The sequence below is a fragment of the Pleionea sediminis genome, from assembly GCF_007570825.1.
In the GTDB taxonomy this organism is placed as follows: Bacteria; Pseudomonadota; Gammaproteobacteria; order Enterobacterales; family Kangiellaceae; genus Pleionea; species Pleionea sediminis.
In genome coordinates, this window is the sequence record NZ_SUNB01000001.1 from 1,722,753 (window position 1) to 1,743,055 (window position 20,303).

Genomic DNA, 20,303 nt, shown 5'->3' on the forward strand with positions numbered 1-20,303 from the left:
CATTATGTAAAATGTCGGATTTAGGTATACTAGCCTCATGAAAAAGAACATAAAAATTTCAATTTGGATTGTATTTGCGTTGTCATTGTTTGGGTGTGGACAAAAAGGGCCTCTCAAACCGGCAAACTCAGTCGTGCAAGTTGAAACACAAAAAAAAGCGTTGGACTAATTCCATGTTGATCAGTTTTGCTAAAATGCAGGGCTTGGGCAATGATTTTATGGTTGTTGATACAATTTCACAGCCCATTTATTTTAATCAATCCCAAATTAGACGGTTAGCCGATCGTCACTTAGGTGTTGGATTTGACCAACTCTTATTGGTGGAGCCGCCGCAACAGCCTGACGTTGATTTCCACTATCGTATTTTTAATGCCGATGGAAATGAAGTCGAACAATGCGGAAATGGCGCGCGGTGTTTGGCTCGCTTCGTGAAAATTATGGGACTCACCTGGAAGTACAAACTTCGTATTAGCACGTTGAAAGGCGTCATAACTACACGAATGCACAAGGATGGTAATGTAACCGTCGAAATGGGGGTTCCGAATTTAGAGCCAGATAAGATCCCTATTCGATATGCTGAGCGAAATTTAGAGTACAGTGTCGAAAGTGATGGAATTCGCCACAAAGTCGGAGCCGTCTCGATGGGCAATCCACATTGTGTTATGACGGTAGATAATCTGGAATCGACTCCTGTTGAAGGATGGGGAAAGTCGATTGGTGAAAATCATATTTTCCCTGAACAAGCTAATGTCGGTTTTATGCAAGTCATTTCTGAGCGAGAAGTTAATCTTAGGGTGTTTGAGCGCGGAGTGGGTGAAACTCTGGCGTGTGGAACAGGCGCATGTGCCGCAGCAGTTGTCGGCATCTTAAATAAGCAACTTGGTAAAAGAGTGCGGGTTAATTTACCGGGCGGTTATTTAACCATCGACTGGGAAGGTGAAGGCCAGTCTTTGTTTATGACAGGTCCCGCGGAATTTGTATTTGAAGGACAAATCGAAATATGAGTCAACAAGAGCAATCCATTTTACCTGTTACAGAAAAGCAAGTTTTCGATTATTTAATTGAACACCCAGACTTTCTGGAAAAAAATCCTTCTTTGTTATCACAGTTATCAATTAGCCATCAAGTTGATGGTGGCGTGTCTTTGGTTGAGCGACAAGTAAAAGTATTGAGAGAAAAAAATAGAGAGCTTCAAGGCAAGTTGATTGAAATGCTCAATGCTGCTCAAAAAAATGAAAATCTATTGAAAAAATCTATTCGATTAATACTATGTTTAATTGATTGCCAATCACTAGAGCAACTGGCTAATACATTGCATGATATTATTCCGCGAGAATTCGACTTGGATGCAGTTTCAATTAGTCTTTTCGGTCATTGGACTCGAGCTTCGAATGTCCGTGTGTATCAAAAATCTGATCGGCTACTTGAATCATTAGGCTGTAACTTTCCTGATAATGAGCCAATTTGTGGAAGAATGGACAGTAAAATAAGAGACTCTCTCTTTTCGACCCATGCAATTAAATCGGGTTCTGTTGCTATTTTGCCGTTAGGTAAAAACGGACAACTCGGTGTTCTTGCGTTACTCAGTCGAGATCAATCTCGTTTTTCTCCTGATATGGGCGATCTATTTCTTCAACTCATATCATCAATTACGACTCAGCTCCTCGTTCGATTTAAAGACTTTGATTAACTATGCTGCTATCCGATGGTTATCAATCATATTTAGAGTTCATAACATACGAAAGAATGCTATCGGAAAAAACAGTTGCTAGTTATCAGCGAGCAATAAATCAGTTTTTATCATATTTAAAAAAACAGAACATCATTAATTGTGATCAGGTCTCTGTATTTTGGGTAAGACGATATTTGGCAGAAATGCATTACAGTAAATTAAAGTCGCGTTCTATTGCGCAAAAAATATCAAGTTTGAGAAATTGGTTTCAATTTTTAGCACAAAAAAATATTGTTCCAGCAAATCCCTTTAATGGAATAAAAACCCCTAAGCTTGAAAAGCATTTGCCAAAAACGCTTGAAGTTGATGAAATCAATGTATTATTGGATAAAATGCCGAGTGATGACTTTCTCAGCTGTCGTGATAAGACGATAATGGAATTATTTTACTCATCCGGTATTCGACTTAGTGAATTGCAAGCTGTCCAATTCAATGATTTGTCTATAAGTGACTCATCCATTCGAGTAACCGGTAAAGGAAGTAAGACCAGAATTGTTCCTATTGGCAGCAAAGCTCTTAAACTAATTAAAAAATGGCTTACTTTCAGAAAGTCCTATACCGATGAAGATGAAACAGCATTATTTATTACTGAATCTGGTTTGCCGTTAAAGCACCGAAGTATTCAGTCAAGAATTGCTGAATGGGGTATTAAGCTTGGCGCTACAAGTCGACTTCATCCTCATAAATTCAGACATTCATGCGCGTCGCACTTTTTAGAGTCATCATCAGATTTAAGAGCTGTGCAAGAATTGTTAGGGCACGCAGATCTTTCAACGACACAAATTTATACTCATTTGGATTTTCAACACTTAGCTAGAGTTTACGATTCCGCACATCCGAGAGCAAAGAAGAAAGATGAATGAAAGGCAAAAACTCTTAAGCTTTTTAACTGAATGCAAAGTAATCGGCTTCGATCTTGATGATACACTTTGGGATAACAAGCCTGTTATTCAAGCCGCAGTTGATCAGATGTTTTCTTTTTTAGATTCTGAACTAACCGATCATTCTATTAATAATATTGAGTCCGTCTATACTTATGAAGTCGAAAAAAGGGTTAACGAAGATCCTCTTCGTTACCACGATATGACTTTATTAAGAAAAGAATCTCTGTTGGATTTATGTCGTTACTTTAATGCACCCGAGAAACTAGCTGATCAAGCATGGGATGTGTTTTACGAACATCGGCAAATGTTTACACCTTATGATGATGCTTTTAAATTACTTAAGTTTTTATCTGAGAAGTTTAAGTTAATGGTCATTAGTAATGGTAATGCCAACTTACAGGTCGCTAATATGGAGCAATATTTTGATTGCCACTGGCAAGCCGGCATCAATGGCAGAGCTAAACCGGACCCCGATATGCTGACCAAAGCTTTAGCGAAATATAAAATTGAAAGAAGTCAGTTTTTGTATGTGGGTGATAATATTAATATCGATATGCGCTTTGTTATTAATGGTAGAGCAAGAGGTGTCCTTATTCCATCTAAAAGGAATGAGGATGTCTGCTTTTCTCTAACAGATAAAATGAAAAGTAGTTTTGTAACTATGGAAAGCTTATCGGAATTCTATGCGGTAGCAAAAGATATCTAACTGATTACTCTGGCCCAGTAAGAAGAAACTCGTCCTTTTGTACAAGTTCATTTATTCGATTATTTAAATCTTTTTTAATCTCATCAGTGCAAACTCCTTTAGGGTACTGAGTTTTAATGAAGTTATCTGCGATAAAACCACCGTACCGAACACCTTGCAAAAATGAAGTAAATTTAATCTCTACTTCTGCAGCTACTTTATTTGCACTGTAATCTTTGATTTTCCCATATTTCGCAAAAGTAGCTATGTTTTCATGGAGCTTGTCATTAAACGCTTTTGAATTTGTATTGATTTCCAGGTAAGAATCGAGAGTGCAGAGTTCAATTAACAGGTTGATATTTAATACAAAGTTGTAGCTTTCTATCATAAAGCTATTGACTGTGTCAGAGAGTTCTTGTCCTGAGTCTTTAGCATTAGAATAAGTTGAAAGAACTAACATCCAACTTACTAATATGTATCCCGCGCGTTTCATGGTTGACCCCCGATTTTGATCTGATTAAAAATATAGCCGATTGTTGATAAAAAGCAATGTAATCTGCTTTAAGTTTAACGTAGATAAAATTTGTAAATTAACTTGTGAATCCAACGACCATAGGGTGGAAATGCAAATTTAAGGGAGTTGAATTTTCCCTTTTTAAAAATAGGCTTTGCTTTTGAAAAGGTTAAAAAACCTTCTTTCGCATGATAGTGACCCATTCCTGAAGAACCAACTCCACCAAAGGGTAAGTCATCTTGAGCAACATGAATAACCGAGTCATTAATACAGACACCTCCAGCGTGTGTATGACGCAAAAGTTGTTTCTGCAATTTTTTATTAAAAGTCATTAAATAAAGGGCCAATGGACGAGGTTTCGTTTGTATATAGCGAATCGCATCATTGATATGTTCGTAACTAATAATTGGTAAAATTGGGCCAAATATTTCTTGCTGAACAATGTTCAAGTGTTCTGGTGGATTAACCACAAGTGTAAGGGGTATTTTGCGTTTGGCTGGTTCGAAGGTTTCGTTGCCAGAGTCAAGCTGAATTATTTCACATCCCGCCGACTCAGCTTCAGAAAGCCATGCCTTAAGTCGACCATAGTGCGACTCATTTATGATCGCAGTATAATCATTATTATCTGCAATTGAGGGATACAATTTTTTAAATTGATTTTCGAGCAGCTCGATTAATTCAGCCACTTTATCTTGTGGGCAAAGTACGTAGTCGGGAGCAACACAGGTTTGACCAGCATTTAAACACTTTCCGTAAATCATTCGTTCAACAGCAGTAACCATCGGTGCATCTTCCGTAATAAGTACAGGCGATTTTCCGCCCAACTCTAAAGTGACTGGCGTTAAATTATTTGCTGCTGCTCGCATTACGTGTTTACCAACTTGTGTTGATCCGGTAAAAAATAAATGATCAAAAGGCAGTGCTGAAAAATTAGCTGCTACATTAGCATCACCTTCAATAATTGAAACCTCTGTTTGGTCGAACACATCTTCAATAATTTCGCGAATAATTCGGTTTGTGTATGGCGTATATTCTGAAAGTTTTATCATGGCTCGGTTACCGGCAGAAAGCGCAGAAACTAACGGACCAATGGATAGATAAATGGGATAATTCCAAGGAACAATAATACCGACAACACCTAATGGTTGATATTCAATCCACGCTTTGGCTGGACGGAATAATAAATCGACGTGTCTTTTCTCGGGTTTCATCCAGTGTTTTAAATTTTTTAATGCATAATTTATGGACATTATTGAGGGTAAAAAATCTGCCATAATCGAGTCGTCTTTAGAACGGTGCGAATAATCGGCCGATAAAGATTTGAGTAATCGGTCTTGATTCGCAAGCAAGCTTTTTTTAAGGGCTTTAAGCATTTCTTTTCGTTCTTTTTTATCGGGATAAGGGTGTGATAAAAAAGCATGCTTCTGCTGCTCAAAAATATCATGAATAAAAACTTGACCTTCTTGTATGTGAGATTGTTTTGCGCTCATAGTATTCTCTCGCATCAGACGATTCGATTTCGTCGCTGCTGTAGTTTAAAGGCTAAAATATTGTCTGCTATTTCATTAATCAATCTTTGTCTAGCTTCGTAACTGGCCCACCCAATATGGGGTGTAATAAGTAAGTTAGGTACGTTTTGCAAAAGAGGATTCGTATCTTTCGGTGGTTCTGTCGTCAATACGTCCAGTCCTGCACCGGCAATTTTTTTGTTGATAAGACAATCAGCTAAAGCTTGTTCATCAATAAGCCCGCCCCTGGCTGTATTGATGAGGAACGCGGTCGTCTTCATTTGCGACAAAAACTCTGCGTTAACCAGTTTATTGGTTTGAGGCGTTAAGGGACAATGTAAACTAATTATGTCGCATTGTGGAATAAATTCATTCAGCGCTAGCCGGTTATTTTGTTGTTTTCTTCCTGGGATTTGAGCTTTTATCACCTTCATTCCAAAGCTCTTTGCAACGTTTGCTACGGACTTTCCTATCGTTCCGTACCCAATGATCCCCATTGTTTTTCCTGATAGCTCATTGAAAGCCCGGGGTAATAAGACGAATTGGTCGTGCTCTTGCCAAGCATGGGCATTCATTTTTTCTTGCAATGATTCCCAGTATAAAACTAGATTTAAAATTAAGTTAAAGCAAATCTGTACAACACTGCTGGTTGAATAGCCAGCTACATTAGCGACAGCGATATTGTGATTTTTTGCTGATTCAATATCAATATTGTTATAGCCCGTCGCTGCGATGCAGATGAGCTTTAGTTTTGGCAGCTGCTTTAGAAGATTGTCATCGAGAATCACTTTATTAGTTATAATAATTTCTGCATCTTTACATCGTTCTAAGCGTTGGCTTTCAGAGGTATGTAAATAGCACTGTATATTATCTGTCGAGTTAATAAGTTTTTCAGGTTGAATGTCCCAGCTATCTCTGTCGAGATAAATGTCGGAGTTAATTCTTTTATTCACCGGTATTAAGGTTGCAGCATCTAAGATAACTGTGTTCATTGGATTACAAACTCAATATTATCTAGTGAGTCGAATTTCGCGATGTATTTGCCTGGAGTTCCAGGAAGCATCTTTCCTAATGCGCCGGTGATTAATAGGTGATCGTGTTCGATAGTATAGCCTTGTTGAACTGTATGATTAACTAACCATAACAAAGCTTGCCATTGATCCTCTAAGGCATCGGATCCCTTGCCTGAGTTTACGAGTTGACTATCCCGAGATAGAGTAACACTTAATGAGTTTAAATTATCAATAGCACTTATTGATACTGGTTTACCCATGATAAATTCATTGGCGGCTACATTGGCCGCAATGATATCAATTCCCTGAAGTGACTTGGGCTGTTTAAAACCTAGATCGGGTAGCTCAATGACGGGTACAACCGATTTTACTAGCTTTTTTAAATCGCTCATTGATTTTACTGGAGTTGAGATTGGACCATTGAGTAGAAAGCCTAACTCAGTTTCAACCATGAGCTTTCCATAATCACTCTGCTTAAAAAGCTTTCCTGTTGATTGGCGTCCCGAGTTAAATAAAACCCCGGCCAGAGCATTATTGACGTTAAACTTTTGCTGTCCCGCTTTAGATGTTAGACCGCCTTTAAAACCAGCAATACTTTCTTCATTATTATTTAGTCTTAATGTGACGTATCGTTTTTGTATTTGGTATGCCTCTTCTTCAGTGGCATTTTGCTGAGAAGAAAGATGGACTATCGGCTGATTGTTTTTCCATCGCTTGAACAAACTGTGTTCAAAACTCTCGCCGGCCATTAAAGTTGAAGTGAAAACTAAAAAAGGGATTAAACGCACGAGCCTCATGGCTTCTTTCCTGAGCTTATTTTTTTTGTTGGAAGAGTGTTGAGCATACCTCAAAGTGATGCAACACTAAAGCCTGCATGCTACTCATTTAACTGGTAGAATATCGACATTATGACAAATCCTATATTACATTTTTTAAATGATGCTCAGCAGCAGGCTGTAACGAGTGATTCTCCAGCACTGCTTGTACTAGCGGGCGCTGGCTCAGGCAAAACTCGAGTGTTGGTTCATCGTATCGCCTGGTTAATTAGTGAGTGCGGCGTATCGCCTCATGCGTTGCTTGCTGTGACTTTCACCAATAAAGCGGCTCACGAAATGCGAGGGCGTATTGAAGATTTACTGGGTAGGCCTGCAAACACAATGTGGATTGGTACATTCCACGGATTGGCCCATCGCTTGTTGAGAGCACACGCTCGTGACGTTGACTTGGATGACAATTTTCAAATTTTGGATAGTGACGACCAGTTGCGTATTGTTAAACGAGTTGTTCGTGAAATGGGGCTCGACGAGAATGAATGGCAACCCAAACAAGCGCAATGGTTCATCAATGCTAAAAAAGATGACGGCTTACGACCAAAAGATATAGCGCACAATGGTGATTTATTTACCGCTACCATGACGAGTATTTATGACAAGTATGAAAGTGCTTGTCGTCAGTCATCTTTAGTTGATTTTGCAGAATTATTACTGCGTTCTTACGAGTTACTCCGCGATAATATTCATGTTCGTGAACATTATCAAAACCGTTTTCGTCACTTACTCGTTGATGAGTTTCAAGATACTAACGCCATTCAATATCGTTGGATAAAGTTAATTGGTGGCCAAAAAAATGAAATTACCATTGTGGGTGATGACGATCAGTCTATTTATGGGTGGCGTGGTGCGAAAATTGAAAATATTCATAAATTTCAACAAGACTATTCTGACTCAGAAACAATTCGTTTAGAACAAAATTACCGTTCAACGTCGACCATCTTACAGGCGGCAAATGCTGTAATAGCCAACAATAATGACCGTTTAGGAAAAAATTTATGGACTAGCGGCGATTTGGGAGAGCCTATTTCACTCTATTCTGCGTTTAACGAGCAAGAAGAAGCGCGATTTATTGCCTCCAGAATTCAAGATTATGTAAACCAAGGTAACAATCATCGAGAATGCGCTATTTTATATCGTTCTAATGCACAGTCACGTGTACTAGAGGAAGCGTTGTTACAACGCAATATTCCATATCGAATATATGGCGGTCTACGATTCTTCGAACGAGCGGAAATTAAAGATACTTTGGCTTATTGTCGTCTTGTTGCTAATAGGAATGATGATGCCGCATTCGAACGAGTCGTAAATACGCCCACAAGAGGTTTAGGTCAACGATCCATTGAAACGGTAAGAGAAGTTGCTCGTTCTCGCTCAATTACTTTGTGGCAAGCAGCGACAGCCGTTATTGATGAAAGCTTACTGCCGGCTCGAGCAAAAAATGGATTAATGACTTTTCAAACCTTGGTAAACAATTTGGAATCAGAGACGGGTGAAATGGAATTGCACCAGCTGATAGACTTTGTCATCGAAGCGTCTGGTTTACTTGAAATGTATTTGCGAGAAAAAGGTGAGAAAGGTCTTGCGCGTAAGGAAAACTTACAAGAACTCGTTTCAGCCGCTCGTGAGTTTGATGCCGATGATTTAGATTATGAAGACACTGAATCCGGTGAAGAAATACCAACACTTGTCGCGTTTTTATCTCATGCTTCTTTAGAAGCCGGAGATACTCAGGCTGAAAAATATGAAGATTCAGTCCAGTTGATGACGCTCCATTCTGCAAAAGGATTGGAGTTTCCGGTGGTCTTTTTAACTGGAATGGAAGAAAAACTGTTTCCACATCAAATGTCGATGGACGATGCCGATGGTTTGGCAGAGGAACGTCGGCTATGTTATGTCGGAATCACCAGGGCAATGAAAAAGCTGTATTTATTATATGCTGAAAAGCGGCGGCTTTGGGGTAAAGAAACTTATCCATCAATTTCGCGTTTTGTTCGAGAAATTCCAAAGAACTTGTTGGAAGAGGTGCGATTGAATGCTCAGGTTACACAACCTGTTTTTGTTGAACATGGTTATTCTGACAGTGACGACGGTCCCGAAGGTTTTCAGTTAGGTCAAATGGTTGAACACCCGAAATTTGGTCAAGGAGTGGTCTTAAACTTTGAAGGGAGCGGTTCTCAAGCTCGTATTCAAATTAACTTTGAATCGGTTGGACCAAAAACTTTAGTCTTGGCATACGCAAAACTTGAGCCTGTTGTTGTTTAACAACAGGTTCAAGTCACATTTAGTAAATCAATATCGACAGCTTTGTGGTAAATATTTAGTATCTAGTGTGCTGTCACAAGACCAATTCATTAGGTTATTTTGATCATCGAACTGCGGACTAAGCGTAATTGAATGTCCGTAAATCTGAGGTGTTGATGATGCACTGTCGTAGTTGATAATAATAGTTCCATTTTCTACAGAAATACTTCCATCCGAAAAGTAAGTGCTATCTAGTATCGTTTTTATTTCCACGGCGTCTGAGTTAATCGACTCTAAAGATTCTCCAGAAGATAGCATCATTGATATTTGACTTTTTAATGGGCCAGTAAAAACCATGGAGTTGGATACTTTTGAACGTATTGTATAGTCTTGATATGCAGGGAGCGCAACTGCTGCTAAAACTCCGACTGTAGCGAAGGTAGTATATCCACCATAAAAAATGTCTGACAAGCTTTGTTCAAATAAAAACTCGAGTGAAAGCATTTGCCCTTGAGTTGTAAAGCTCATACCGAGCGAGCCCTTTTCAGGAAATCCTAATTTGTCTGCTGTAGGAAATGCTAGAGGATCGTAACTTCCGCCACTTAAATCTCCCAAAGAGTGCAGTAATTGAAGATACACATGGTATGAAGTACGAGACATATCGCTGACTTGTCCACCAAGGCCGAGTAAAGAACCTGTTAAATCTTGATTTTGCGTTTGTTTTAGCCAATCACCGAGAACTAGTTTTTCGGAATGATTTGACCGTTCGATTAATGGTTGAGGGATACTAGCCATGATCGCGTAATCGCCATCTTCAATCCAGTAAACGTGTGTTTTTAAGTTTTTCAATATTTCTAGAGCCACAGGAGGTATGACATTTAGTTCATCTTGAAAAGCTTCTTCATCGGTATGGCTAAATACCATATGATGTATCTTCAATCCTTTATGTGACACAGAATGATAGTTGAAGCCCTTTTGCTGATTAAACTTTTCCAAAACAGAATAGAACTGAGTTTTGTTGGGTATCTTAACCGCTAAAAAATCAGCAACATCATCGGAGAAGAAAATTATTTCAGGTCCAACCGTATCTAGTATTGACTCAAGGCTAATACCAACATGTTCCTGTGTTAATTTTTTAATTTCTACATAGTCAGGCGAAAGTTGTCCGTTCAATTCTTTAAAGGCTTTCTCAAAACGGGCTAAGTCTTTAGAGGTGGGCAGAGAAAGTAATCCATAAAACTTTGGCTTCCCGCTTACTGTCACGCCTAAAGTGTTATTGACGTCAGGTAGAAACTGACGTATGCCAACATTGGGCATATCCATCATCACTTTCAGTCGCGTCTTATTTTCACTTACACCGTAGCCCAAGCCAACCGCATTTATTTGATCGAGTCCCATTGACTCGAGTTGAGCTTTATTAGGTATAAAATTACCCAGCGAACGTAAAGCAAGCTTTGGATTAACCCATGTAAATAGTCCTTGGTAACTTGAATCTATTTTTGCTTCTATTGTATGCATATTATGCTTTTTGGGGGTCTGTAGCGTTTTGTTGAGCTCTACAAGACTTGATGCGGTGGCACCCATTCCTGCCATAATGGAGAGTTTTCCTGAAGTACTATTAAACTGATAGAGTCCTGTAATTCCTCCTTGTAACATAAACTCGCCAGAACCGTTTGTATTGTCTTGGTTCATCAATTGTAAATTGGGGACCATTTGTGTCATTTCTTTGAGCATTAACTCAAAATCATTAACCGATTTAAAGTCGAGTTCGGTTGCAAAAACAACCAGAGGTGACGGCTGACCTTTTGCAGGCGAGAGAACTGCTAGTTCAATAGGCGCTTTGGTGTGCTTGAACAGTAGATTCATTGGAGCTTGAATTACAGGATCCACTTGAGTTAGAAAGTTGTCATAAACACCTTTTTGAATCTGCTGGATCTGCTCAACATGCTTTTTATTTCCGAGAGCGTACTTAAAAGCGTTGTCTTGCCCGGAAAAAATAAACCAAGGATTAGGCAGTCGTGTATAAAGCGTTGTTTGCTCTGGAAGTCCAGCACGCAACCAAGCCTTGCTGGTCAATTCTGCCATTTCGATATTGGGCTTCTCCTTCTTATCGCTTTTCTGCTCACTGCAAGAAATGAGAAAGAGACTTAGTAATATAAGCAGTAAATAGTTTTTCATCATGGCTTCCTTTTAATATTCACTGGGTTCATTTATAGAGTTTATTTCAATAATACTAATTTGATTGAACTTATTCGGTTCTTTTAACTGGATATTGATAGGGCTCTGTTTTTAATTTAACTATTTCATATGAGCCTTTCATAAATATTAGCTTCCACCCATCTTTATAGTTGGTATGAGACGAGTCAGGAGAACTTTTGATTATCATTACATCACTTGACTTATCCTCTAAATTAATCAAGAAAGCCTTATTCTTATCAACCATATTAATCAAAAGTTCGTTCTCTTTAACAAACTTTAGTTGATATTTTGGAGGGGCTTCTGGGTAAATAGGGCTTTGAGAAGCAAAGTCGTATTCATATTCTAAAAATCGAAGCTTACGAGAATTGATGCTAAATGGGTCCCAAGTTAAAGTAGCTTGCCCATTTTTATTAAACACATAGAAAATGCCATTTCTCGTATCATGTCCAAGAATCCAGTTTTGATTTTCAGATATAGCTACACGGTTGAAATTAACTCTAGAATCACCAGCCTTTTTAGTCCACTTTAGCTTTTTATCCTTAAAAAGCTTTAATGTATCATTGACAGATAATATATAGTAATCCTTATTGTAAAATGCTAGATCGTGAATTGGATTTTCTTTGACTGAAATAGTCTTTCTTTCGTTAATATCAGAAAAGTTTAGATAATCTATCGTTGAGGTTTTTTGGACAGAATCTGCAAAGTTCCAAGTATAAATAATATCACCTTGGTAGCTTAGTTTTGCTGGGTGTGAAGTGCTAAAAGTATTAGATTCTATTATCTTATTTTTTTCTAGGTCGATGGTAGACAGTTTAAGCGCACCTTTTTGAACAGCTTCGATAATTAGTCGACGATTGTTCAGTGGAGCGAAGTGTGCATTCTTTAGTTCTGCAAGTAGCGTTTTTTCTGGCTTATCAAAAGAAAAGATCTTAATTTTCTTAGGTTCTCTGTTAAATCCTATGACAACGAACTGACCCAAATTATCGAAAATAATTCCGGTGGGTCTTTCAGTCAGTAAAACGCGTCGACTTTTTCCTTTGTTGAGCCATTCGAGAAAATATTTGTTCTCCTGAATGTAGACAATGGTTGCTTTGTCTTTATAGGTTTTTGCAGCTATCGTAGTTGTTTTGGTTTGGAGTGCTATTGCATTAACTGCTGTAGACAACGACAACAAAGTGACAACTAGCCAATAAGTAAATTTCACTTTGGAGCCCTGACTTAGTTAAAGATTGAAAGCATATTATAAATTATTTTAGTGATTGTAATATTTGTATTTATAAAAAGCAGAGTTCTGCGCATAACTTGTAATTTTTGTGTGTAATAAACTATAGCAGCATTACTGAGTTTTGATAATTAGCTCTACAGACTTGTTTTATTCTTCTATCGGCTGAAATAACGTTTCCCAGTCAATATCCCTTATTTTATCGATACTTTTCAATGAGTTAGCGTAAATTTTGTCAGATAGTTGTTGTTTTTTCTTTTGCATAGCCAGTATTCGTTCTTCTACAGTTCCCCGAGTAATTAATTTATACACAAATACCGGCTTGTCTTGTCCTATTCGGTAAGCTCGGTCACTTGCCTGGTCTTCCGCTGCTGGATTCCACCAGGGATCGGTATGAATAACGGTATCTGCCCTGGTAAGATTTAAACCCACACCGCCGGCTTTTAAGCTGATTAGGAAAACAGGGTATTTTCCTGATTGAAAGTCGTCTACCAGCTGGCCCCTATTTCCAGATTTGCCCGTTAATTTTAAGTTGGGAATATTGAGCGATTGTAATTCTTCTTCGACGATATCGAGCATTGTGGTAAACGAAGAAAAGATTAATACGTAACGACCTTCTTCAATCATTTCGGGTAAAGTGTTTGCGAGCCATTCCAGCTTTGCTGATTCATGAATATCGTGGCTCGACTCCAACTTTATCATTTTTGGGTGGCAACATATTTGTCGTAATCTCAGTAACGCATTACTGATTAACAATTGATTTTTTCCAGACTGACTTTGCTTTAACGCCTTTTGAATTTCATTGCTCATAGACAGCCTAACAGCTTCATAGACATCCGCTTGAGCTTCTGGCATTTCGATGATACGTTCAAACTCAGTCTTTGGTGGTAGTTCTCGAGCAACTTCTGTTTTTGTCCGACGTAACATAAATGGCGCAATGCGTTTGCTGAGTTCTTTTTGACGGGTATCATCAAATTCTTTTTCAATTGGAGTGCGGAAAATTCGATTAAACTGAGCTTCACTACCCAAAAAGCCGGGCATTAAAAAATTAAATAAGCTCCATATTTCTCCTAGATGATTCTCTAAGGGGGTGCCAGTTAAACATAATCTATATTCAGAGTTAAGGCTGAAGCAACAGCGAGCAACCTTGGTTTTTGAGTTCTTTATGGCTTGAGCTTCATCGAGAATGATAGAGTGAAACAGATATTTTTTTAGATCTTTAATATCCCTTTGAACTATTCCATAGCTGGTTACGATCACATCGTATTCGGAGAAAGACTCTAAAGATTCATGTCTTTGACTTCCATAGAATAAATGCAAGTTAAGTGACGGAGCAAACTTACTGGCTTCATTTTTCCAGTTGAATAACAAACTGGTAGGAGCAATGATTAAAGCCGGCTTTTTAAGCTGACGATTAGATTGTTCTATTAATAGCATAGTTAAGGTCTGCAGTGTTTTTCCCAGACCCATGTCATCAGCAAGAATACCGCCAAGGTGGTTGTTTTTTAAAAAGTGTAGCCAATTAACGCCTGATTTTTGATAGTCTCTGAGAGTTGCCTTTAACGTTTTAGGTAGATTCAACTCGTCGGGTTTTGCCTGGCTTAGTTGAGTTATTTTTTGTTTTAAATAATCGCTACCTTGCCATAGGTATTTTTCTTCTACTTTGGTTAACTGACTTATTCTGGGTAAGTAGGACAAAGGCAGTTTTACTCTATTCGTTTCGGTTAGTGGTTTTCGATCAAAAAGCTCCATTAACGTTAATAGAATTTGACTAACCCGAGAACCCGCCAGAGTAACTATTTCTCCAGTCTCAAGTTGAATCTGTAAATCAGACTGGTCCTTACTCGTAGGATCAATTTGGCCTTTAGCAATTGCTTTGACCAAATAGGGCATAATATTGATCGATTGATCGTTTACTTTAATTCCGAGCTCTAGTTCAAACCAATCTTGTTGCTCGCCTAAATCAATGTACCAGTCATCAACTTCCGTCGAATTCATTTTAAATGAATCGGTAATTTCAACCTGCCAGCCACAATCAACTAATCCGGCTAGCCAAACAACGAGTTGGCTAAAGGTTATATTTAGGGCTCGATCTGCAATATCAAATTTTTGTGCGACGGGTTCTTCATAATGACCTTTTATTGTACCGACAGTTTGAATCTGCCTTATATATTTAGCGATACTCTGTTTCTGATGTTGAGATAAATCTTTCTCGATATTTTTAAGAGACTCAAATGTCCATTCCGTATTAAACTGATCGACAAACCTTATTAATCCAGCATCCATCGAGTTTGGTAGACCGTTGGTCCAAGGGAAGTCAATTTGATAAGAACTAATTAGAATTTTAGGGCGTAATTCAGAGTCGCTAATTGATTTCGAATTTGAATTTCCGATGTATGAAAGAATTTGATTATTCTGTAAATCTAAATAATGGTGTTGCGTGACAAGCTCTAGCTTCTCATCGGTAGAGTGAACTTCTTTTATTTTTAGCGGTGGTCGTGAACTTGCTTTCCAAAAACAACGGTGAGAGCTAAGCATTTGTTTGAATATAGAATCACAACTATTGTTGGCGATTTTCGAAAGTGGGAATACATTATCTTCGGTGGTTACTCGATCGGCGGCTTTTTGACATTGGAAAATAATACTTTGGTCATGAAGTGAGATAAATTTGGGAAGTTTTTTAAATTGAATTTCGCGATAATTAAATTTTTCTTTGAGTTGATACTTCCCGTCTTGTGTTAAATACGCTTTGTAAAATGAAACAAAAAACTCATTTTCCTCTCGTTTCAACAAATAGACCAATCGGTGTCTCGCCATATTTGGATAAGGGTCGAAACTTTGTTTTTTAAGCCACAGTAGCGTTGAGTGCCAAAGTGTCTCATTGTCGTAAACTTCTTTAATCGGTTGCTTAATCGCATCAATTCGACATTTTGTTTCTATTGCCAAGGCTGCAACATGAATACATGGAAGCTGGTTTGAGCAGTTACAATGACTCCCTGATTTGTCGAGGGGCCAACTGATTTCTGACTCTACAATTTTGGAATCGCTTTCAAACTTTCCTGAGACAATCTCAGTTCCTTGATCAAATTGCCAATCAAAAAGTTTTCGCTGAATTAATAACTTTAAGCCTTCGAACAGGCTTTGCTCACTGAAAAGTGATGTTAGATGATCCGCGGGTCCCTTGTAGGCTAAGGGTTTAATTAGCATGTTGCCTCGAATCTGAGCTCATAAATTCAAGTTAAGCTGACCATGATATCAAATTAAATTGAAAGATCATCTTTTTCGTTTGTTTTGTTCCAAGAAGGATCAACTTCCTCTTTGGACGTTGCAACCCTCGCGCATTCACGGAATAATCAGCGCATCCCAAAATAATGATAAGAGGTAATTATGAAAAGAAGAGCTTTTGTCGGCGCACTCGGAGTTGGTGCTGCTGCAGGATTATCGGGTTGCAGTTCGCAAACAACTGAGTGTGCTACCGATTCAAAGCAATCTTCGGGTAAGGTGATTGAATGGACCATGATCACCACGTGGCCAAAGAATTTTCAGGGCTTGGGCGAAGGCGCTGAGTATCTTGCTGAAAAAATTAATGAGCTCAGTGGAGGACGAATGAAGGTCACTGTGCTAGGGGCCAATGACTTAGTTCCGGCTATGCAGGTTTTTGATACGGTTGCTTCGGGAACGGTACAGATGGGCCACGGAGCGTCTTACTACTGGAAAGGTAAGTTACCGGTAGCGCCTATATTTTCTGCTGTTCCTTTTGGCTTAAATGCACAAGAAATGAATGGCTGGCTCTTTAAAGGTGGAGGCCTCGAGTTATGGCAGGAGCTGTATGAGCCTTTAGGTTTGTTACCTATGCCAGCAGGGAACTCTGGAGTCCAGATGGCTGGTTGGTTCAATAAAGAGATCAATAGCTTGGACGATATTCAGGGACTTAAAATGCGAATACCCGGTTTAGGTGGGGAAGTGTTTAAAAGAGCGGGTGGGACACCAGAACTCATTCCCGGTGCTGAGCTTTTTTCTGCATTAAATCGAGGACGTATCGATGCCACTGAGTGGGTCGGTCCCTATAATGACTTAGCTTTTGGTTTGCATAAAGCTGCAAAGTATTATTATTACCCTGGATGGCATGAGCCAGGTACAACACTTGAAGCCATTATTAACCTGGAAGCTTTCAATGCTTTACCCGATGATTTGCAGGCCATTGTTAAAGCCGCTTGTGTATTGGCTAACTCGGATATTCTAGCTAACTTTACTGAGAAGAATAACCAAGCTTTAGAAGTTTTGATTAATGAGCACAACGTACAACTCAAAAAGTTACCGCAAGATGTTTTGGATAAGTTTGAAGCACTATCCGAAGAAGTCGTTAAAGAATTAGCTCAAACTGATGAGTTCGCTCAGCGTGTTTATGATTCATACGTAAAGTATAAAAAGCAAGTGTATAAATGGCATCAGGTGTCAGAGCAGTCATTCTATTCACTGCGCTAAATTGATAAGCCGCCTTAACAGCGGCTTGATGCTTTTTTTCTTAAAACGAACCAGTCTTGATATCTGTAAGGTTAATTCGTGAAATTACTTATCCATCGTTGGTTAGTCTTATTGGTCTCAATGACCTTGTCCGGATGTATGACCTTAAGCCCCGTCGATGGCGAGCAAAAGATACTTTTTATTGGCTCTTTGAAGTCGTTGACCTTAAAGCCAGTTGCAGAAAAGAAGCGGGTAGATAGCAACACCATTGTGTTGTCGAACCGGTGTTCACGGCAATTGGTAGAGCTTGAAGTAATAGAAGTATTAAGAGCAAAAGGAGCTACCGACAAAGTTACTTTGGACTATTATACGGGTGAGTGGTGTCGGTCTGACTTTGCTGTTAGCAGAGAGCCAATACTGGTATTGGTTCATTTTAATTCATTATTTGGTTTACAAGTCACAACTAGTCGAATTTATCACGATAGTAGCGGGCGAGAAGTTGTCTTTATAGAGGATTGGTGGCTTCCAAAAATAGGCAGCGCTTTACGTTTATTTAAGCCAACAGATATTAAAGTCGTCTACAGAACCATTAACGGCATCAGTCCAAAAAATCTTAACGATTTACTGGCTAAAGATTTTTTGAGAAAAGATGGCGGTGACATTGTCTATTCACAGGGAGTGTATTTGGATGATTTGAGGGAGATGTATTCAAAGCAATTCATCAAAAAAATAGAGTAATCTCGAAAGGGCGTTGGCACTTTCGAGATTTTACTTTACTACAATTTTTAAATGTTAATCTTTAGATAGGGTTTCAGGCAGCCAAGTGGCTAGCTCAGGAAACACACCCAAAAGAATTAATAGTCCGATTTGAATCGCGATAAAAGGTAACGCGCCGCGATATATTTTTCGAGTTTCGACTTCTTTCGGGGCTACACCGCGTAAATAAAATAGAGCGAAGCCGAAGGGTGGTGTTAAGAATGATGTTTGAAGATTCAAGGCAATCATAATACCAAGCCAAATTGGATCGACTCCCATTTGCAAAAGAATCGGTGCCACAATGGGTACGACCACGTAGATTATTTCAATAAAGTCGAGGATAAAGCCCAGTAAAAACATAATTAGCATAACGATTAGTACTGCACCAACGACTCCGCCAGGCATGGCGCTCAGAAATTCTTGAACTTGATGATCGCCGCCGAGTGCACGAAATACTAAAGAGAATATCGAAGCACCAACCAAGATCATAAATACCATTGAAGCTGTTTGAGTCGTTGAGATCATGACATGCTTCAAGCGCTTCCAATCAAACTCCTTTTGTAAAATCGCTAATAAGATGGAGCCGGCTGCACCTATCGCTGCAGCTTCGGTTGGTGTTGCTGTACCCGTTAAAATAGAGCCCAGAACAATAAAAATAAGTACCAGCGGAAGAACCAGACTTTTAACAAACTGTTTTAAATTAATTGGTTCACTATTTTCAAATTTAGGCGCGACAGAGGGTTTAAAAAATGCACGGAGCAACACGTAAGTCATGTATGCAAGAACGAGTAAAAGTCCAGGAATAAGTGCTCCAATAAATAAATCGCCGACGTTAACGGGATCTCCGCCGTAGGAAGAGCGATAAGCCGAGGATATTGCTTCACCCAGTAAAATAAGAACGATAGATGGCGGAATGATTTGTCCCAAAGTACCAGAAGCGCAGATGGTTCCGGTAGAAAGTGATTGGTCATATCCTCGTTTCAGCATGACCGGCAGAGAAAGCATACCCATGGTGACAACAGTAGCTCCAACTATGCCGGTGCTGGCAGCGAGTAGCATACCAACCAGAATAACCGATAAGGCTAATCCGCCTCGAATACCGCCAAACAAGCGCGCCATCGACTCTAACAAGTTTTCGGCAATTTTCGCACGTTCTAGCATGACGCCCATAAACACAAACAAAGGAACAGCAACCAAAACCTGATTGTTCATAATGCCAAAGGTTCGATCAAAAGTTGCGTTGAGTAATACTGGGTTCATCCAATCAAAAGCGACGGCGATACCTGCGAACAGTAATGCACTGCCTGCCAAAGAGAAGGCGACCGGGTATCCAGCCATAAGTGTCAAACAAACGAACGCAAACATAATAAAGGGAAGCCATTCCATCATGAGTGTTGCTCCTTCGAGTTTGCGACCCATTTTTCGCCATTTATCATCAGCTGATGTAATCCTTCAATAATGAGTAATATGGGCATGACTAAAACTAGAGTTTTTAACAGGTAAACACCGGGCAATCCGCCTGCTTCGGCAGAAGCTTCACTGAGCTTCCAGCTCAAAGAAACGTATTTCCAGCTACTAACAAGAATAAAAATAGAAACAGGAAGAAGAAAAATAAGCGTTCCTAGAATATCGACAGTGGCTTGAGTTCTTGATGAAAAGCGTTGATAGAATATATCGACTCGGACATGTTCGTTATGCTGCAAGGTATATGCGGCGCCGATCATAAAAACCGCAGCGTGCATCCAGGTGACTGATTCTTGAAGGGCAATAAAGTTGGTATTAAAAAAATTACTTAACATGGTACTGACAAACATTGTCACGACCATTATGAGAGTTAGAAACGATATGCCTTTGCCTGCCGATCGGCCAATCAATGACAATACGCCTTTTACTGAGGCCCACATACGATTTTTCTTCCCTTATTTTTGTTTATAAACAAAGTTATCCACAGCTTGTGTTTTTCCGTCGAAAAAACGCACATCTTGAATAAGTGTGGGGATAACTTTTTAAGTTGTTGTTTTTTATGGTTTTTGGTGTTGTGGTAAAGAGGAAGTACTTTATCTGAAAATCGCGCTTTTGTGAATCTGTATTGACCGGTTAATAGAATCACCAAAGTTATTCACAAATCAGGCCAATACACTAAAATTATATAAATTAGTAAGTTATAGACCATATCTTACAAATTACCTAAGAATAATTGCGTAAGATGCATATCTCATTAGAGTTATAGCGATTATTCATGCTGCACCGCA

The 20,303-nt window shown here is 39.0% G+C and carries 17 protein-coding genes; 8 read left to right on the forward strand and 9 right to left on the reverse strand.

The window, feature by feature from the left end; translation table 11 throughout:
* The first annotated feature begins 37 nt into the window (after positions 1–37).
* Genes lptM through FAX86_RS06995 form a run of 5 tightly spaced genes read left to right on the forward strand, consistent with a single transcriptional unit; the run spans position 38 to position 3,322 of the window.
* A complete protein-coding gene (gene lptM, locus FAX86_RS22855) occupies positions 38–169 on the forward strand; it encodes an LPS translocon maturation chaperone LptM (protein WP_425467770.1) in 132 nt (43 codons plus the stop codon).
* Positions 170–173: 4 nt separating this feature from the next.
* Positions 174–1,004: a diaminopimelate epimerase gene (gene dapF / locus FAX86_RS06980; RefSeq protein WP_164503490.1), complete on the forward strand. Its 831-nt coding sequence runs from the start codon at positions 174–176 to the stop codon at positions 1,002–1,004.
* Entirely contained in the window at positions 1,001–1,690 is a 690-nt protein-coding gene (locus FAX86_RS06985; protein ID WP_144392616.1) for a DUF484 family protein, read from the forward strand. Before dapF ends, FAX86_RS06985 begins: the two co-directional genes overlap by 4 nt.
* 2 nt (positions 1,691–1,692) lie before the next feature.
* Positions 1,693–2,595, forward strand: coding sequence for a tyrosine recombinase XerC (gene xerC / locus FAX86_RS06990; RefSeq protein WP_144392617.1), 903 nt, complete (start codon positions 1,693–1,695; stop codon positions 2,593–2,595).
* Positions 2,588–3,322 (forward strand): HAD-IA family hydrolase, encoded by a 735-nt coding sequence (locus FAX86_RS06995; protein WP_144392618.1) that lies wholly within the window; start codon positions 2,588–2,590, stop codon positions 3,320–3,322. The genes xerC and FAX86_RS06995 overlap by 8 nt, the downstream gene beginning before the upstream one ends.
* Positions 3,323–3,326: 4 nt before the next feature.
* On the opposite strand, the gene FAX86_RS07000 is transcribed toward FAX86_RS06995, so the two are convergent.
* The 4 genes from FAX86_RS07000 to FAX86_RS07015 all read right to left on the reverse strand — a co-directional run bounded on the left by FAX86_RS07000 (position 3,327) and on the right by FAX86_RS07015 (position 7,133).
* The gene (locus FAX86_RS07000; RefSeq protein ID WP_144392619.1) at positions 3,327–3,794 is read right to left on the reverse strand and encodes a hypothetical protein; all 468 of its coding nucleotides are present in this window, start codon (positions 3,792–3,794) and stop codon (positions 3,327–3,329) included.
* A 74-nt stretch (positions 3,795–3,868) separates the two neighbouring features.
* On the reverse strand, positions 3,869–5,305 hold the full coding sequence (locus FAX86_RS07005; RefSeq protein ID WP_144392620.1) for a coniferyl aldehyde dehydrogenase: 1,437 nt from the start codon (positions 5,303–5,305) through the stop codon (positions 3,869–3,871).
* A gap of 14 nt (positions 5,306–5,319) precedes the next feature.
* Positions 5,320–6,315, reverse strand: coding sequence for a D-2-hydroxyacid dehydrogenase (locus FAX86_RS07010; protein ID WP_144392621.1), 996 nt, complete (start codon positions 6,313–6,315; stop codon positions 5,320–5,322).
* A complete protein-coding gene (locus FAX86_RS07015) occupies positions 6,312–7,133 on the reverse strand; it encodes a 2-keto-4-pentenoate hydratase (RefSeq protein WP_144392622.1) in 822 nt (273 codons plus the stop codon). The genes FAX86_RS07010 and FAX86_RS07015 overlap by 4 nt, the downstream gene beginning before the upstream one ends.
* Positions 7,134–7,244: 111 nt before the next feature.
* Here FAX86_RS07015 and uvrD point away from each other — a divergent pair, with 111 nt between their 5' ends.
* Positions 7,245–9,431, forward strand: coding sequence for a DNA helicase II (gene uvrD, locus FAX86_RS07020; protein ID WP_144392623.1), 2,187 nt, complete (start codon positions 7,245–7,247; stop codon positions 9,429–9,431).
* Positions 9,432–9,458: 27 nt separating this feature from the next.
* Here uvrD and FAX86_RS07025 read toward each other — a convergent pair whose 3' ends face one another.
* The 3 genes from FAX86_RS07025 to FAX86_RS07035 all read right to left on the reverse strand — a co-directional run bounded on the left by FAX86_RS07025 (position 9,459) and on the right by FAX86_RS07035 (position 16,038).
* A complete protein-coding gene (locus FAX86_RS07025; RefSeq protein ID WP_164503491.1) occupies positions 9,459–11,588 on the reverse strand; it encodes a pilin in 2,130 nt (709 codons plus the stop codon).
* 70 nt (positions 11,589–11,658) lie between these two features.
* Entirely contained in the window at positions 11,659–12,813 is a 1,155-nt protein-coding gene (locus FAX86_RS07030; RefSeq protein ID WP_144392625.1) for a hypothetical protein, read from the reverse strand.
* Positions 12,814–12,981: 168 nt separating this feature from the next.
* A complete protein-coding gene (locus FAX86_RS07035) occupies positions 12,982–16,038 on the reverse strand; it encodes a DEAD/DEAH box helicase (protein ID WP_144392626.1) in 3,057 nt (1,018 codons plus the stop codon).
* 180 nt (positions 16,039–16,218) lie between these two features.
* Here FAX86_RS07035 and FAX86_RS07040 point away from each other — a divergent pair, with 180 nt between their 5' ends.
* Both FAX86_RS07040 and FAX86_RS07045 read left to right on the forward strand, forming a co-directional pair.
* Positions 16,219–17,316 (forward strand): TRAP transporter substrate-binding protein, encoded by a 1,098-nt coding sequence (locus tag FAX86_RS07040; RefSeq protein WP_205859117.1) that lies wholly within the window; start codon positions 16,219–16,221, stop codon positions 17,314–17,316.
* A gap of 78 nt (positions 17,317–17,394) precedes the next feature.
* Complete coding sequence (locus FAX86_RS07045) at positions 17,395–18,033, forward strand: hypothetical protein (RefSeq protein ID WP_144392628.1); 639 nt, start codon at positions 17,395–17,397, stop codon at positions 18,031–18,033.
* Positions 18,034–18,087: 54 nt separating this feature from the next.
* Here the strand turns inward: FAX86_RS07045 and FAX86_RS07050 are convergent, their stop codons facing one another.
* Positions 18,088–19,440 carry a TRAP transporter large permease gene (locus tag FAX86_RS07050; protein WP_144393214.1) on the reverse strand — a complete coding sequence of 451 codons (1,353 nt, stop codon included), beginning with the start codon at positions 19,438–19,440 and terminating at the stop codon, positions 18,088–18,090.
* Positions 19,437–19,955 carry a TRAP transporter small permease subunit gene (locus FAX86_RS07055; protein ID WP_144392629.1) on the reverse strand — a complete coding sequence of 173 codons (519 nt, stop codon included), beginning with the start codon at positions 19,953–19,955 and terminating at the stop codon, positions 19,437–19,439. Before FAX86_RS07055 ends, FAX86_RS07050 begins: the two co-directional genes overlap by 4 nt.
* Positions 19,956–20,303: the final 348 nt, after the last annotated feature.